Raw genomic sequence first — 15,081 nt, forward strand, 5'->3', positions numbered from 1 at the left:
GTTTTCTACGGTCCTTACTTCCCCAGTTTCGCCATCATCTCCGGGCGCATAAATTTATGGATCACCACCATAAAGAGCAGCGATGGCACCAGCAAAATCAGCGCCGTAATCGACGAGACCTGATAGTTACCCGACATGCTGGCGTTATAGAGCAGTAGCGGCAGCGTGGTGATATCCGGCGCGCCGACAAAGAAGGTGCCGGTAAACTCATCCAGCGACTCCAGAAAAACGAAGATGCTGGCGGCAACGATCCCCGGCGCCGCCTGCGGCAGCACAATGTGCCAGAAGGTATATACCGGTCCGGCGCCAAGGTTACGCGACGCCCGCGCCAGCAGCGGGTCGATGGATGAGAAGGCTGCCATACAGATCCACACCGAATACATCAGGCCGTGAACGCTATGCACCAGTACCACCCCTGCGATACTGCCGTTCAATCCCCACTGATAAAACAATCGGGCAACATTCATGTATACCGTCAGGTTGGGAAAGGCCTGCGGGATGAGAAACAGCAGCATAAACAGCACCCGCAGCGGCATTTTCCGCCGGGAAAGCGCATAGCCGGCGGGGACGGAAATCAGCAAACAGACCCCCACCGATAACAGGGCGATCAACACGCTGGTTAACAGCGAACCGGACACATCGCTGTATGGATTGAAAACCTGATACCAGTACTTCAACCCCCACTGACTGGGCAACGAATGGGGAAAATACCAGCTTTCCGCTACGGTCCAGATCAACAGGTTCAGCAACGGGCCAAACATCGCCAGCAGCATAAACAGCAGCAGCAGGGTCTGCAGCGCCAGGCTGGCGCGCACTTTACGGCGCCCTTTTATCCACCATGACGGGGATGAGGCGAGGGTCAGCGCTTTCATGATTCCCCTCCTTTTTGCTGCAGGCTGTGGCGCAGGTAAAACCACGACAGCGCGCCGCAGATCGCCAGGGACACCACACCCAGCGCATTCGCCACCGCGTAATCGCCATAGGAATTCACGCGAAACGCCATATCCACCGTCAGCATCGTCGGCGTTCCGACGCCGATCATCAACGGTACCGACAGCACCGACATCATGGTCACCGTCGACAGCACCAGCGCCACGCCGATGGTCGGCAGGACCTGCGGCAGCATGATATCGAACAGGATCCGCGGCCGGGAGGCGCCAAGGTTACGCGCAGCAAGGATCTGCGACGACTCCAGCGCCGCCATCGCCCCGCAGATCAGCAGCGTGGCAAAGGCCAGTTGCTTCCAGACAAAGGTGATCACTATCCCTTTCCATCCCAGCCAGGAGAGCGTCTCCAGCGGTGTGACCAGGTCAGCCGCCACCAGCGCATTGTTCATCAGGCCATTTTTGGCGAGAAAAGTGCGCATCATCTGGGCGACGACAATAAACGGAATAAACAGCGGTAAGCGATACAAAAAACCCAGCAGACGAACAACGGGTCGGCACGGTGACAGCGCAATCACTGCCGACAGGGTAATGGCGATCAGCGCTAACAGCGCCACTGAGACCAGTACGATAATCAGCGAAAAGAGCACATCACTGGCGTAAAGCGCATAGACCTTGCGGAAGTGATCGAGCGTGAACGGCTGTCCCGGCGCGGTAAACGCCGAGACCAGCGAAAACCCCAGCGGATACAAAAACAGGATCGCGATCATCAGCGCCGCCGGAGCAACCAGCAGCAGATATTTTAATGAACTGGACATAATGCACCTGGCGTCAGCACAAGAAAGCGCCCGGGCCGACAACCCGGGCGGGAGAAGGCGTTAGTTGGCCACCTGGCTTTCGTAACCCTCTTTGATGTCGTCAAAATAGGGAGCGATCGGGAAGCTTTTGCCATACTTTGCCAGCGCTTCCGGCGAGATTTCGGCAAACAGCTTTTGCCAGGTCGCCGTATCCAGCTTCGGCTTCACCTGCCCGGCGTCGATGCCCGGATACCAGTTAAACTGCTTAACGATCCCCTGCGCCTGCACTTCCGGGCTGGTGGCCAGCGCGATAAAGTCGCGCGCCAGCTGCGGATTCGCCGCCTTCGCCGGGATGACGTAATACATCGGCTGACCCGGCATACCCGGCGCCAGTAAAGCAAGCTTGATCGAGGGCGGCAGCTTGCCCTGATCTTTCCAGCTATAGAACATATCGACCCACACCGGGCCCATGGCGATTTCCCCCCGGCTCAGCATATCGAGCGTCCCGGCGTTGCCCGGGGTAAAAGTTACGTTTTTATTGAACGCCTTCAGCTTCTCATAGGCCTGCTGCCAGCCTTTTTCGACGCTTTTATCATAGGGCCCAGCGGAGAGACGCTGGGCGTCGGTCCCGTAGGCGTAGATCCAACCCACCACAAAGCTGACGCCAGACATGCCGTTTTTGATGCCGTTATAGCCAAAAGCCTGCGGATGTTTCTGCGTCCAGGCCACCAGCTCGTCATACGACGCCGGTGGGGTACTGAGCAGATCGCTGTTCCAGGCGATAGCGGTCTGGCTTAAGAACATCGGCATGACGTATCCGTCGACGTTAACGCCCAGCGCCTGAGTGGCGCTCGGCGAACTCACCATGCCGCCGGTCTGAATATCCTGACGGTATTTTTGCAGTAATCCCTTTTCCACCTGCTCACCGCCCGCCTTCTGGTGCACTACCGCGACGTCGATATCCCACTGCTGCGCGCCGCTCTCCTGCTGGGCCGTTAGCTTCTCGCTAATTTTATTCGACCCGGCGTCGCCGGGGCCGGTACCGATCACCCGCACCTTGACGCCGGGATGAGCGGCTTCAAATTTTGGCCCCAGCCAGGTTTTTACATAATCCACCATATTCTGATCGCCCGCGGTGGCGACATTCAGAATGGTGTCGGCCTGTGCGCCAAGGCTCAGGAAGAGGGTCGTTACGATCGCTGCTTTCGTCTTAGTCAACATGGATTGTCCCCAGAATGAACACGCTGATATCACTGTGATAGTGGTAAAGGAAAAATATGCAGGGCCGGCGTTGGCACATGGAGCCGAACGCGGCTTTTTGTCGGCCAGCACTGCGCGGCATCGGCCAGTAGCAGGCGGTCATGACAGCGCACGCTGTGGCGATACAGATTGCCCAGAAACGCGCTTTGCTCCACCACGCCCTCCAGAGCAAGTCCCTCCTGCGGCGCAGGCTGCGTTAATTCAGCGAGCGCGGCATCAGCGCTGCGAAAATAAATAACTTTTTCCCCCTGCTGAGCGGCGGATAAACCGGATATTGCGGCAGCGGATAATTCACCGGAGGTTATTTTATTATCGGCGCCCATAAAATCAGCGACGAAGGGCGTCGCAGGATGTTGATATATTTGTTCCGGGGTGCCAGTTTGTTCAATACGCCCCTGATTTAATACCGCAATGCGGTCCGCCATCACTAAGGCTTCCTGCTGATCGTGGGTGACAATTAATGACGTGAAACCCAGTCTCTTTTGCAGAGATTTAATTTCATGGCGCACATTCAGGCGCACTTTGGCATCCAGATTAGATAACGGCTCATCCAGCACCAGCACCTGGGGCTCTATGGCCAGGGCTCTTGCCAGCGCCACCCGCTGCCGCTGACCGCCCGACAGTTCGGTCACTTTCACCTCGCCAAGTCCCTCAAGATTCACTATTCGCAGCAGCTCCGCCACCCGCCGCGCGATATCCGCCCCGCGCCATTTGCGCAGTTTCAGGCCATAGCCGATATTGCGCGCTACCGTCAGGTGCGGCCACAGGGCGTAGCTTTGAAACACCATGGTGATATTGCGCTGCTCCGGCGCAAGATGGGTGATCGTTCGACTGGCAATCGCCATCTCGCCGCTTTGCACCGGAATAAAGCCGCAGAGCGCGTTCAGCAGCGTGGTTTTTCCGCATCCCGACGGACCCAGCAGGGCAATCATTTCCCCTTGCTCGACCGCCAGATCGATATTATGTAAAACCACGTTATCGCCATAACTAATTTTAAGGCCGGTGATCTGTAAATAACTCATATTCGCTACCTGAAAGCGCTGCTGCGGCATTTTTTTAGCAAGGTGAACACGTGTTCATTTGGCTGTAAAAAAAATGCAACGTTAACTCGACATGATGTGAGCCTACTTTGTCGGGTATTTATGACAATTTAATTAAGCGGCAAAAAATTTTGGCGAGGGTCAATGAAAATAGATGTGCTTGGCTGCGGGAGCGCCTTTTCCTGCACGCAAAATACCTCCGCGCTGCGGGTGATCGACGCGGACAACAAACAGTGGTTAATCGACTGCGGCCCCACCGTTCCCCGCGCACTCTGGCAGCGCGGCGGTGGGGTCAATGATATTGACGCAATCTACTTCACCCACGTCCATCCGGATCACTGTACCGGTCTGACGGCGCTGCTGAATTACTGGAAAAGTGGCTCCCGTCAGAAGCCGCTGATTATCTACTGCCAGCCAGCGCAGCAGCCGGTGCTCATGCAGCTGACCGCGCTGGCGAACTGGCCTCAGGCGGACCCTGGTTTCACCATCGACTGGCAGGAATGCCGCGAAGCCTGGACGTGGCAGGACTGGCAGATCCGCACCGCCGCCACCCAGCATGAGCTGAGTAATCGCGCCATCCGCATCACCATTGCCGGGCAGACGCTGTTTTACAGCGGCGATGGCCGGCCAACCGCCGACTCGATAGCCCTGATGGCCGGCGCCGGGCTGGCGTTTCAGGAGTGTGCCTCAGTGGCGGCCCTTGACGACGATGCTTCTCATGGCGATTTCCCCTCCTGCCTGATGCTGTTCAGAACGCTGAAGCTCCCGGCGCTGGGGCTCTATCACTGCGAGGACGCCGCCCTGTCGGCGCTGAAGCAAGCCTGTCAGCCGTGGCAGGGATTATTCGTGTCGCAGGATGGGGACCACTTTACGCTGCCGCGTCCCGCATTCGCCGACGAGGCGCATGCCCTATGAGCCCACGTAAACCCAGCGTCACCGCCCAGGATGTGGCCAGACTGGCCGGCGTCTCGCGGGCGGTGGTGTCACGCGCGCTGAGCAGCAACGGCAGCATCTCTCCCGACGCCCGGGCGCGGGTGCTGCGCGCCGCCGAAGAGCTGGGGTACCAGGTTAACTTTCTTGCCCAGGGGCTCAATCGCCAGCGCAGCCACTTAATCGGCGTGATCGTCTCGCGCATCAGCGATCCTTTTCGCAGCGCCCTGCTTGATGCCCTGCTCAACGAGATCCAGCGCCAGGGCTTTCAGGCGCTGGTGAGCGAGATCCACAGCGAGCAGGACCTGGCGCACACCCTGCGCCGTTTCACGCAGTTTCGCGTCTCAGGCGTTATCGTCACCTCCGGCCAGCCGCCGGAGGCGTTGGTGAATGAGTGCGTCCAGCAGCATATCCCGGTAGTGGGCATAAACCGCCAGCCGACGATACCCGGGGTGGATTATGTCTGCTCTGACAACGTCGCCGGCGCCGAACTGGCGGCCGACCAGCTGCTGCGCAGCGGCTGCCGGCGGTTTGGCTGGCTCAACCACTCACCTTCCACCTGGGCCGGGCGCATGCGTGGGGAAGCATTCAGCCGGGCACTGCAGGCGCGCGGAGTGGACGTCGAACGCAATCTGGCGATCCTCGCCTGCCCGGAAGAGGGCTATACGGGCGGATTTCAGGCCGCGGCGCTCGCCGACGAGGCGCTGGAGGGGATCTTCTGTGCTAACGCCCAGATTGCCTGTGGCTTTCTCGATGGAATGCGCCAGCGCGGCAAACAGGCGCCTGAGGATTATCAGTTGATTGGTTTTGATAACACGCCGCCGACCGCGCAATATAGCTACCAGCTCACCACGCTACATCAGGATGTGGCGGCGATCTCCCGCCAGGCGCTCGCCCGGCTGCAGGAGCGCACCGTCGACCCTTTACAACCTTCACGCACCACCTGGGTGGAGGTGACATTAATTCACCGGCGCACGTCGCCCTTTATTATCTGAGAGCAAGACCATGACGGAAGCACAACGAGAGTCATTATGCGCCTTGATTCGCCAGGCAGGCGCCCACGCCCAGGCGCTGCGCGATGCGGGATTGCAGGTCGATAAAAAATCGCGCCAGGACTTTGTTTCGCAAGCAGATCTCGCGGTAGAACAGGAGATTAAAGGGTGGCTGAAGGCGCACTTTCCGCAGGAGGGTTTCCTCGGTGAAGAGAGCGGTTTCGAAGGCGATGAGCACACCGTCTGGGTGCTTGATCCCGTGGATGGCACCACCAACTTTATCCTTGGCATGGATTACTGGTGCATCTCACTGGCGAGAGTGTGCCAGGGCGAACTCTCGCTCGGCATCATCTACGCCCCCGATCGCAATGAGTTTTTCTTCGCCGGCCGCGGCGAAGGGGCGTTTCTCAACGGTCGTCGCCTGACGCTGCGTGAACCGGATCCCGACGCGGTGGTGATCGGCATGGGGCGCTCCAGCCGCGCCCCGGCCAGCGACTATGCCCGGGCCATCGACACGCTGCTCGACGCCGGCCTGGAGTATCGCCGTTTTGGCGCGGGCGCTCTGATGCTGGCGCATGTCGCTGCCGGTCAGATCCATGGCTATTTTGAAGCGCATATGAACAGCTGGGACGCGCTGGCGGGTATGCTGTTGATTGAGGAGGCGGGCGGAACGTGCAATGCATTTCTCGCCAATGAAGGGCTGCGGCAAGGCAACCTCGTCCTCGCCGGCTGCGCAAGCGTCCAGCCACGAATGGCCGCCCTGCTGGTCAAATAACATCGCGCCGCCGGTAGCCGACCGGCGGCTTTCTCGGGCTAACGCCAGGGTTCACCGCGCGGAATATTATTCGGGCAGCGCTTAATCGCGCAAAAGGACTGGAAAAAACAGGAGTCAGACTGCTTGCCGCCAGCCTGATACGGGCAAGATGGCCGTTCGCGTAATTTCTCCCATTGCGCCTCGTCGTACACCGTAATATTGTAGATTTTTAATGAATGATACTGGTCATTAATTAAAACTCTCGAGGAATAGAGCTTCATCGACTCGCCGGGCAGCAGTATCACATCGGCCTCGTACCACATAATAAATTTTAAGAAACGCAGGCTGGATATTGCTGAAAAGGCGATGCCGGATTGCGGGCAGATGAGAGTATTAAGAATTGTCCATTTCATATTCCTTCCTTATAAAAGATGCTACAAATTATTACCTTATATAGTGATAGCATCCATCATTATAAACTGCAAGCACACCTGACAATTATGTGACTTAAGACAATTCCTAACAACATAACCCATTATCGGTAACCTTAATTTTTCATCAAGAGATTAATGGTTAACCTCTATAAAAAAAGAAATAAATTAACCACAGAAAAGAAAATATAATAAAAAATAAGATAATATAAACATAATTGACAAAACGTCTTAGTCCTTGTGGATGAGCCCTCAGCCATAGGCATCAGGTAATGTCGCGCACAGCGTCGCCAGCGCCTCGGCTGGCATGGTCAGCAGGGTAATTAATGCCCGGGCAGCGGCTGACTGGCTTTTATGCGGCGGGTAAAGCACCGAGAAAGGCCGTGAACGTCCGGCGAACGCCGGAAGAACAGGAACCAGCTCCCCGCGCGCGATCGCCTCCTGCACAATAAACGCATAGCTCTGACAGATCCCCGCCCCCTGCAGGGCCAGCGAGACCACCCCGAGCACATCATCGGAGACATGCAGAGATGACGTCGGCAGCCAGCTGATATCCCGGCCATCCTCACGAAATACCCATTCGGCGACTTTTCCCGTTGCCGGCATAATAAATGTCAGGCATGAATGATGGCGCAAATCGGCTATTTTACTCAGCGGTCTCGCTGTCGAGCGTAAATAGGCCGGCGAGGCCACCAGACATAGCGCCGCATCTTCCAGCTTTTTTGCCACCAGGCCGCTGTCGGGTAAATGTCCCTGGCGCACCACCAGATCGAAGCCCTCAGCGATAATATCGACATTACGGTTGGTAATATTCAGCTCAATCTGTACGTCGGGGTGCAACTGACGGTACAACGCCAGCCGGGCGGGCAAACGATAGTGTCCCCAGGTGGTGGGGGCGCTCAATTTAACGCGCCCGGATAACGCCCCTTTTTGCCCCTGCGTCTCCCGTTCGGCATTATCCAGCACCTCAAACGCCTGGCGGACCTGACTCAGATAGGCGCTTCCGGCCTCGGTCAGGCTGATCCGCCGGGTGGAGCGGCGCAGCAGCTGGCACCCCAGACGCGTTTCAAGACGGGTGACGGCCCGGCTTAACACCGACGGCGTCGACGACAGCGCCACCGCGCCGGCGGTAAACGACCCGCGCTCGGCCACCGCCAGAAAGACTTCTACATCCGCAAGATAATCAAACCGCCGGGCCATTTGGTTCTCCAGAGAACAAATGATTGTCATTCCAGGCATCTTATCTTCCCGAAGGGATTTAATAAAATCGTTTACCGAGGCTTAACCGGGCCATCTGCCCCTCTTTTTTACTGCTTTCTGGAGACCATGATGCATCGTTTTTCACTCTTCGTTCTCGGCCTGCTGTCCCTGGGGCAGACCGCACTGGCGGCCGGGCCTGACGCCCCTGCCCATCTGGCGCTATGGCGCAGTTATACCGGGGTCACCTGGCAGCAGCGCGTCGATGCGCATTCCGTCAATGCGCCCATCGCAGGATTGCACTTTGACGCCGCCGGTCGGGCATTTGTTAGCACCCCACGTCTGATTTCGACCCAGGCGCCCGCCACGCTCAGCCTGCTCGATACCAAGTCCCTGAGCGGCCCGGCACGACTCACCGCCTTTCCGTCCACCGCGGCCAACAGCATCAGCGCCGATCCCCGCACGCACCTGCGCAATGTGCTGGGCTTTTACGTCGATAACCGCAACGGCTGGCTATGGGCGTTAGATCAGGGCTTTGTCGCAGGGGAAAAGACGGCGCCGCCGGGGGCGCAAAAAATCATGATCTATGCGCTCAGCGACGGTCATCTGGTGCAGCGTATTCCGCTCGACAGCGTCGCCGACCGGGAAGGAAGCTTCCTCAACGATATTGTGGTCGATGAGGCGCGCCGGGTGGCGTATATCGCCGACAGCGGCCTGCGCAGCGCGCCGGACAATCAGGCCGGACTGATCGTCGCGGATGCTAACCGTGGGGCGGTCCGCCGGGTACTGAACCAGCACCCGGCGTTGATGCCGGTTGCCGGTCTGCAGGTGGTTTCACATGGGGAAACGGTCTGGCCGGGCAACCCCATTATGCTTGGTATCAATGGTATTGCGCTGTCACCGGACCAGGAAACCCTCTACTGGACGGTCACCACCGGTACCACGGCGCGGACCATCGCCACCGCCGCGCTGCGCGATCCCGCGATGAACGAACGCCAGCTCGCCGCGGCCATCCGTACCGCGGGTGAGGTCGGCGGGAATAGCGATGGGATCGTGGTCGATAAGCATGGCGCACTCTATATCACCGATGTGACCCATAACGGTATTGTCCGTTATCGCCCGCAGAGCGGGCGGTTCACCCTGCTGGCCGCTGACGACCGGGTGTACTGGCCCGATACGCCGACTATCGGCCCGGATGGCGCGGTAATGTTCACCGCCAGCCATTTAAACCAACACTTCGCTCAGGCGGTTAAACCGGGAGAAGAGAAATATACCATCTGGAAAGTGGTGCAACCCTGATCCACACGGCAGGCAGGCCCGTTGGACCTGCCTGCGTTTTTACCAGGTTTTGCCAATATTAAACTGAAACTGTTCTGCTTTATCGCCATCATACTTTTTAAACGGCTCTGCCCAGGAGAAGACCAGTGGACCGAGGGGAGACATCCACTGCACGGCAATCCCCGCGGAGAGACGAATATGACCCGGATCGCCGTAATCAGGGATCCCTGCCGCCAGCGTCTGCGCGGTGTTCTGCCAGGATGTGCTCCAGACCGTCCCGGCATCAACAAACAGCGAGGTTCGCAGGCTATCGGCGTACTTATCATTCACAAAGGGGGTTGGAATGATAAATTCGCTGTTCAGCACCGCCATGGCATTCCCGCCGACCGCATCAGATGAGGCGTCCAGCGGGCAGGCGCTATAGCTGCTTTCGCTACCATTGCAGCGGTAATAGGCCGCTTTAGGCCCAATGGTGTTAGAAGAGAAGCCGCGCACTGACGACGAGCCGCCGGCGTAAAAGTTATCGTAGAACGGTACACTTTTGCCGTCTAACCCACCGGCATAGCCTGCACGCAAACGTTCCATCCAGACCCAGCGCTTATTCTCGCTCAGCGGCAGATACTGGGCGGTGTCAAATGAGAGCTTGTAGTAGCTATTATCCGAACCGGGGAGGGTCACTTTACCGCTAAGACTGCTCTTGTTTCCCGCACGCGGGAAGAAGCCGCGATCGAGATCGTTATATCCCCATCCAAGACTCACAAAATAGTCGTTGGCGCTATATTTCGCGCCGCTGTCGCCATCTTTCGTCACCACGCTGGGCTCGATTCCCCGGGAGCTGAGGTAGCGCCAGGTCGTCAGCTCCGGATCCATATTGGTCAGGCGATTATGAACATAATCCAGTCCCAGGTTCAGGGAGTTATTTTCGCTAATGGGAAACCCCAGCGTACTGCCTAAGCCATAGCTCTGCTGGTTATAGCTCCCGGCATCCGCATCGGAAGCATCATAGCTGTTATAAAAAATCTTTCCGCCCAGGCTGATGCCATCGACGGTAAACCACGGGTTCGTCGCCCCCAGTTCAAGATAAGACTGGTAGCTGTTGCGCGTCCCGTTGAAGCTAACGCTATTACCCGTTCCCAGCCAGTTATCCTGAGTCACGCCAAGCTGATAGCTCACGCCGCTGTCCGTACCAAATCCCAGGCCCACGTTAAATGAGCCGGTGTTGCGCTCCTTCACCTTGTAGACCACATCGACCTGATCTGCCGTCCCACTGACCGGAACGATCTGCTGTTCAACGTTCTCAAAAAAACCCGTTCGGTCAAGACGTACTTTCCCTTGTTCGACTTTTTCGTTGTTGAGCCACGCCCCTTCCATTTGGCGCATTTCACGACGCAGCACCGCGTCCCGGGAGGTGTCGTTACCGGAAAATCGGATCTGGCGTACCGAGTAGCGGCGGCCCGCGTTGACCTGAATATGCAGCGCCACGCGGTGATGCGCATCATCGATTTCCGGCGTGGTCGTCACCTGCGGCCAGGCATAACCATACTTACCGAAACGCTTTTTGATCTCATTTTCAACTGTGGTGACTTGCGCCCCGCTGTACCATGCCCCCGCCAGCGGCTGGGCAAGGGCCTCGATCTCTGGGCCATGCTGCGCCAGGTCGCCTGTCACCTGAGTTCGGTCGACCCGATAACGTTCGCCTTCATTGAGGGCGATAGTGATATACAGGGATTTTTTATCTGGCGTCATACTGACCTGCGTGGACTCGATAGCAAAGCGCGCATAGCCGCGATCGAGATAAAAACTGCGCAGCGTTTCCAGATCGGCTTCCAGCTTCTGCTTCTGGTATTTTTTATCGGCTACCACGTTCCACCACGGCACATTATCGCGTAGCTGAAGCTGGTCCAGGAGCGTCTCTTCCCGAAACGCCTGATTACCGATAATGTTTATTTGTGCGATTTTCGCCGAGATGCCTTCCTGAAAGACGAACGTTAAGTCAACGCGATTACGCGGTAACGGGGTCACCACCGCGTGAACCTGCGCACTGTATTTCCCCGCACTGTAATAGAAATCCTGTAACCCTTTTTCTATTTCGCTAAGCGAATTTCTGTCCAGTGCGCTACCTGCAGAAATACCGGACGCGGTGAGATTTTCCTTTAGCGCATCATCCTTCACTGACTTATTCCCGGAAAAACTGACGCTGGCAATAGTGGGCCGTTCCTTAACCTGCACCACCAGCGTTTTCCCATCGCGCAGGATCTGCACATTCTCGAAATTGCCGCTCGCATACAGCGCGCGCACAGCCTCGCTGACATCTTCTGGCGTCACCGCATCTCCCGCGTGCAATGGCATACTTAATAGCGCTGCCCCGACGGTCACGCGCTGTAGCCCTTCAAAACGGATATCATCAACTTGATATGATGTTGCGGCATATAACGTTAAAGGGGCGATCAATAATCCGCTGATGATATGAGTCTTTTTTAACATGAATGTGTCGTCTACGAGATAATGAGCAATAGCAGTATTCTGCTGGTGTTGAGCTTATTTGTTCAGGATGCATCTCTAAAATGTGCGACAGAAAATAACCTGAGCGAGGCGCAGAATTACATGCAATTATGGCGATAAAATGGAGAAAAAAAGGATGTTAAATCATCTTTAAAAATATATTTAATGATGGAACTTTTGCTGAACGCCGTGGTTCTAATGGCCAACACCAGAGCTATATTTAGATTTACCTGAACGTTTTTTATTAAAAAAGCCCCCTTTCTTGTTAATGGAAAGGGGGAAAATTCTCGTTAGGAATGATGCTCTCTGGGATCACCAGGAACAGGGAGAAAAATATCCTGAAACCCAGCGGATATAATGAAGAGAAATTGAATAAATTATGCAACTGATATCACAACATTCTACCCCGTATACACTGCCAAAGGCCGTTAACGAACATCTCCATATTTTCCTCAAAATAGCAGAATACAGTAGGGTCGCCTTATCAAGGCATCAAGGAAAGTCTATCGTTATCTACAATAGCCAAGCAGTGGCGCCTCGCCAGGGAAGGTGAGGCATAGGCTTCGCCATCCTGCCGCCTCCCATCATTAGCAACAGGGAACTGCGTATGACACGCTTACTCAAGACGATCTTACCCGTCATCCTCTGCACCCTCTTTGGGTTATCGTTCGCTTCACCCACGCAGGCTGCCGCCAGTCTGCCGATGGTTCTCCCCGCGCTAACATGCGATGCGCTGAGCGCGACCGACTTCAGCGCCGCCGTTGGCGCAAAGGTCACTATCAACCACACTGAAATGCAGACCTCCGCGCAGGGAAGCTGGTGCAAGGTGAGCGCCACTATCGCCCCCCAGATTGGCGTGCAGATTGCCCTGCCGACCCAACGCTGGAGTCAACGTTTCTTGCAGGTCGGCTGCGGCGGACTGTGCGGGAGTATTAACCTGAGTCTGTCGAATGCCAGCGGCTGCCTGCCGGCAATGAACGGCGAGTTTGTGGTGGCAGCAACCGATATGGGGCACCATGGCAGTATGATGGATGCTTCATGGGCCGAGGATCCGCAAAAGCGCATCGATTTTGCCTGGCGCGCCAACCACCTGACCGCCGTGCTGACCAAAGCGGTGATTCAGACGCTTTACCGCCAGCAACCAAAGTACGCGTACTTTATGGGCTGCTCAGACGGCGGTCGCGAAGCATTGATGGAAGCACAGCGCTTTCCGCAAGATTTTGACGGTATCAGCGCTGGCGCGCCTGCGGCCTTTTTCCAGTTTCAGAATTCCTTCTTCCACGGCTGGAATGTGGCCGCCAATCAGCGTCCGGACGGTACCGCTATCCTGCTGAAAGATCGCCTTCCTCTGATTCACCAAGCCGTGCTGGCTCACTGCCCGACGCTTTCCGGCGTGCAGGATGGTATCCTGCAAAATCCGTATGCCTGTCAGTTCTCTGAGTCATGGCTCCCCCGCTGTCCTGCCGATGCTCAGGACCGTTCTACCTGCCTGACGCAGGAAGAGATCGAGGTGGTGAAAAAACTCTACCGCGGCGCTTACGACCGCCACGGCGCCCAGTTTGTCGCTGGCGGTCTGCCGCTGGGCTCCGAGCTACGCTGGCCGGTGCCCGAGACCCCGACCGGCCACTCGATGTCGGAAATGATGGTACTGCCGGCTCTGCAATCCGTGCTCCTGCCGGGAGGAAAACAGAAGATCCAATCGATGCGGGATTTCCCACTGAACCAGCAGAATTTTGACGCCGTCGCTCAACTGGCACCGCTCTATAACGCGGCAAATACCAATCTTCATGCCTATCAACAGCGCGGCGGCAAGCTTATCCTGTGGCACGGTCTGGCCGATGACTCCGTCAGCCCAGCCTTTTCTATCGCCTATTACCGCGGCGTAGAAGCAGAGATGGGCCATGCTGCAACGGATACCTTCCTGCGGTTATTCCTGCTGCCTGGGGTAGCCCATTGCGGTAATGGCGAAGGTTACGATCAAATTGATCTCCTTACCCCGCTGATGCGCTGGACCGAGGAAGGTATCGCGCCGCAAGAGATCATGGCCGGAAAACGGGCGCCAGCCGCCACCAGCCTGCCGCCGATGACAGAAAAACCAGATGCCCAAACGCAGTTTCACGGCGTGCAGAAAGTCAGTCAGCCTTACGCTGACGCCGCCCCAGCCGTTATCGCGACTCGCCCGGCGTACCCCTTTCCGGCCATTGCCCGTTATAACGGGCACGGCGACGTGAATGACGGCGAAAATTATCATGCAGAGCAATCAACCGCGTTTGGTCATCTGCAGCTGGCAAAACCCGCCAGCGACTATATTGGCCCTGATAATCAAAAAAATTATCAGGTTCGCCACGGCGAACTCACTGTTCAATAAACCCCAAGGCTCCTCGCTGAGGAGCCATTCGTTATGGGATTAGCCGCAATCATGCGTAGCAAAACGCTCCAGCAATCGGTATTAAACGACCTGCTCCTGTGGATCGATAATAATCTGGATAAGAAACTGACCGTCGACGATCTGAGCGATATCTCTGGTTATTCCCCCTGGCATTTATTTCGACTCTTCCGCCATTATTTTGATCGTTCGCCCATGGAATATATCCGCCAGCAGCGCATGTCGCTGTGTTGCCGTTTATTGCTGACGACGCCTGGTTACCGAATCGTCGATATTTGTATGATGGTCGGTTATGACGATCTCAGTGCGTTTAATCGTACCTTCAAAAAATATTATGCGCTCACCCCCACTCAGTATCGCTATCAGATCACGCGGCAAAAATAAGGAGGTCCCCCTCCTCCGCATCGCTGCGGTTGGGAATGGAAGGGGGACAGGGGATATTACAGAAGGGAAATAGCAGGATGCTATTATCGAACCCGGTCGGGATCAACGACCTTGCGCGACGGAAATCAGTATAAAAGGATATGTTGAGCTAATAATGTAGAGGGCGTGAAGATTTTGTCACGATTTATAACCGCCTCCTCCGCTCTCATCTGAAATAAAAAAACCGGGTCGCGCTGCACCCGGTTT

13 protein-coding genes are annotated in these 15,081 nt (G+C 56.5%); 6 read left to right on the forward strand and 7 right to left on the reverse strand.

The features are described from left to right. Positions 1–14: 14 nt before the first annotated feature. The 4 genes from HMPREF3142_RS14545 to HMPREF3142_RS14560 are packed head-to-tail and all read right to left on the reverse strand — an operon-like array spanning position 15 to position 3,963. Positions 15–872: an ABC transporter permease gene (locus HMPREF3142_RS14545; RefSeq protein ID WP_012543174.1), complete on the reverse strand. Its 858-nt coding sequence runs from the start codon at positions 870–872 to the stop codon at positions 15–17. Beyond that, complete coding sequence (locus tag HMPREF3142_RS14550) at positions 869–1,702, reverse strand: ABC transporter permease (RefSeq protein ID WP_008807277.1); 834 nt, start codon at positions 1,700–1,702, stop codon at positions 869–871. The genes HMPREF3142_RS14545 and HMPREF3142_RS14550 overlap by 4 nt, the downstream gene beginning before the upstream one ends. A 60-nt stretch (positions 1,703–1,762) precedes the next feature. Next, positions 1,763–2,902, reverse strand: a complete 1,140-nt coding sequence (locus HMPREF3142_RS14555; protein ID WP_008807278.1) for an ABC transporter substrate-binding protein — start codon at positions 2,900–2,902, stop codon at positions 1,763–1,765. Between the two features lie 29 nt (positions 2,903–2,931). Next, positions 2,932–3,963, reverse strand: coding sequence for an ABC transporter ATP-binding protein (locus HMPREF3142_RS14560; RefSeq protein WP_012543175.1), 1,032 nt, complete (start codon positions 3,961–3,963; stop codon positions 2,932–2,934). Positions 3,964–4,125: 162 nt separating this feature from the next. On the opposite strand from HMPREF3142_RS14560, the gene HMPREF3142_RS14565 reads away from it, so the two are divergent. Genes HMPREF3142_RS14565 through HMPREF3142_RS14575 form a run of 3 tightly spaced genes read left to right on the forward strand, consistent with a single transcriptional unit; the run spans position 4,126 to position 6,678 of the window. Continuing rightward, a complete protein-coding gene (locus HMPREF3142_RS14565; RefSeq protein ID WP_070612175.1) occupies positions 4,126–4,896 on the forward strand; it encodes an MBL fold metallo-hydrolase in 771 nt (256 codons plus the stop codon). Beyond that, positions 4,893–5,906, forward strand: coding sequence for a LacI family DNA-binding transcriptional regulator (locus HMPREF3142_RS14570; protein WP_008807281.1), 1,014 nt, complete (start codon positions 4,893–4,895; stop codon positions 5,904–5,906). The genes HMPREF3142_RS14565 and HMPREF3142_RS14570 overlap by 4 nt, the downstream gene beginning before the upstream one ends. Positions 5,907–5,916: 10 nt before the next feature. After that, positions 5,917–6,678, forward strand: a complete 762-nt coding sequence (locus HMPREF3142_RS14575; protein WP_012969157.1) for an inositol monophosphatase family protein — start codon at positions 5,917–5,919, stop codon at positions 6,676–6,678. A 38-nt stretch (positions 6,679–6,716) separates the two neighbouring features. On the opposite strand, the gene HMPREF3142_RS14580 is transcribed toward HMPREF3142_RS14575, so the two are convergent. Both HMPREF3142_RS14580 and HMPREF3142_RS14585 read right to left on the reverse strand, forming a co-directional pair. After that, positions 6,717–7,070, reverse strand: coding sequence for an anti-adapter protein IraM (locus HMPREF3142_RS14580; protein ID WP_008807283.1), 354 nt, complete (start codon positions 7,068–7,070; stop codon positions 6,717–6,719). 270 nt (positions 7,071–7,340) lie between these two features. Beyond that, the gene (locus tag HMPREF3142_RS14585; protein WP_008807284.1) at positions 7,341–8,288 is read right to left on the reverse strand and encodes a LysR family transcriptional regulator; all 948 of its coding nucleotides are present in this window, start codon (positions 8,286–8,288) and stop codon (positions 7,341–7,343) included. 129 nt (positions 8,289–8,417) lie between these two features. Here HMPREF3142_RS14585 and HMPREF3142_RS14590 point away from each other — a divergent pair, with 129 nt between their 5' ends. Further along, positions 8,418–9,584, forward strand: a complete 1,167-nt coding sequence (locus tag HMPREF3142_RS14590) for an SMP-30/gluconolactonase/LRE family protein (RefSeq protein ID WP_012969158.1) — start codon at positions 8,418–8,420, stop codon at positions 9,582–9,584. Between the two features lie 39 nt (positions 9,585–9,623). Here HMPREF3142_RS14590 and bamA read toward each other — a convergent pair whose 3' ends face one another. After that, on the reverse strand, positions 9,624–12,047 hold the full coding sequence (bamA, locus tag HMPREF3142_RS14595) for an outer membrane protein assembly factor BamA (RefSeq protein WP_012969159.1): 2,424 nt from the start codon (positions 12,045–12,047) through the stop codon (positions 9,624–9,626). 625 nt (positions 12,048–12,672) lie between these two features. Between bamA and HMPREF3142_RS14600 the strand changes: the two genes are divergently transcribed. Beyond that, positions 12,673–14,433 (forward strand): tannase/feruloyl esterase family alpha/beta hydrolase, encoded by a 1,761-nt coding sequence (locus tag HMPREF3142_RS14600; protein ID WP_070612176.1) that lies wholly within the window; start codon positions 12,673–12,675, stop codon positions 14,431–14,433. Positions 14,434–14,466: 33 nt separating this feature from the next. Next, entirely contained in the window at positions 14,467–14,835 is a 369-nt protein-coding gene (locus HMPREF3142_RS14605) for a helix-turn-helix transcriptional regulator (RefSeq protein ID WP_008807288.1), read from the forward strand. The last annotated feature ends 246 nt before the right edge of the window (positions 14,836–15,081 follow it).

This window comes from Klebsiella sp. HMSC16C06 (genome assembly GCF_001808325.1).
Lineage (GTDB): Bacteria > Pseudomonadota > Gammaproteobacteria > Enterobacterales > Enterobacteriaceae > Klebsiella > Klebsiella variicola.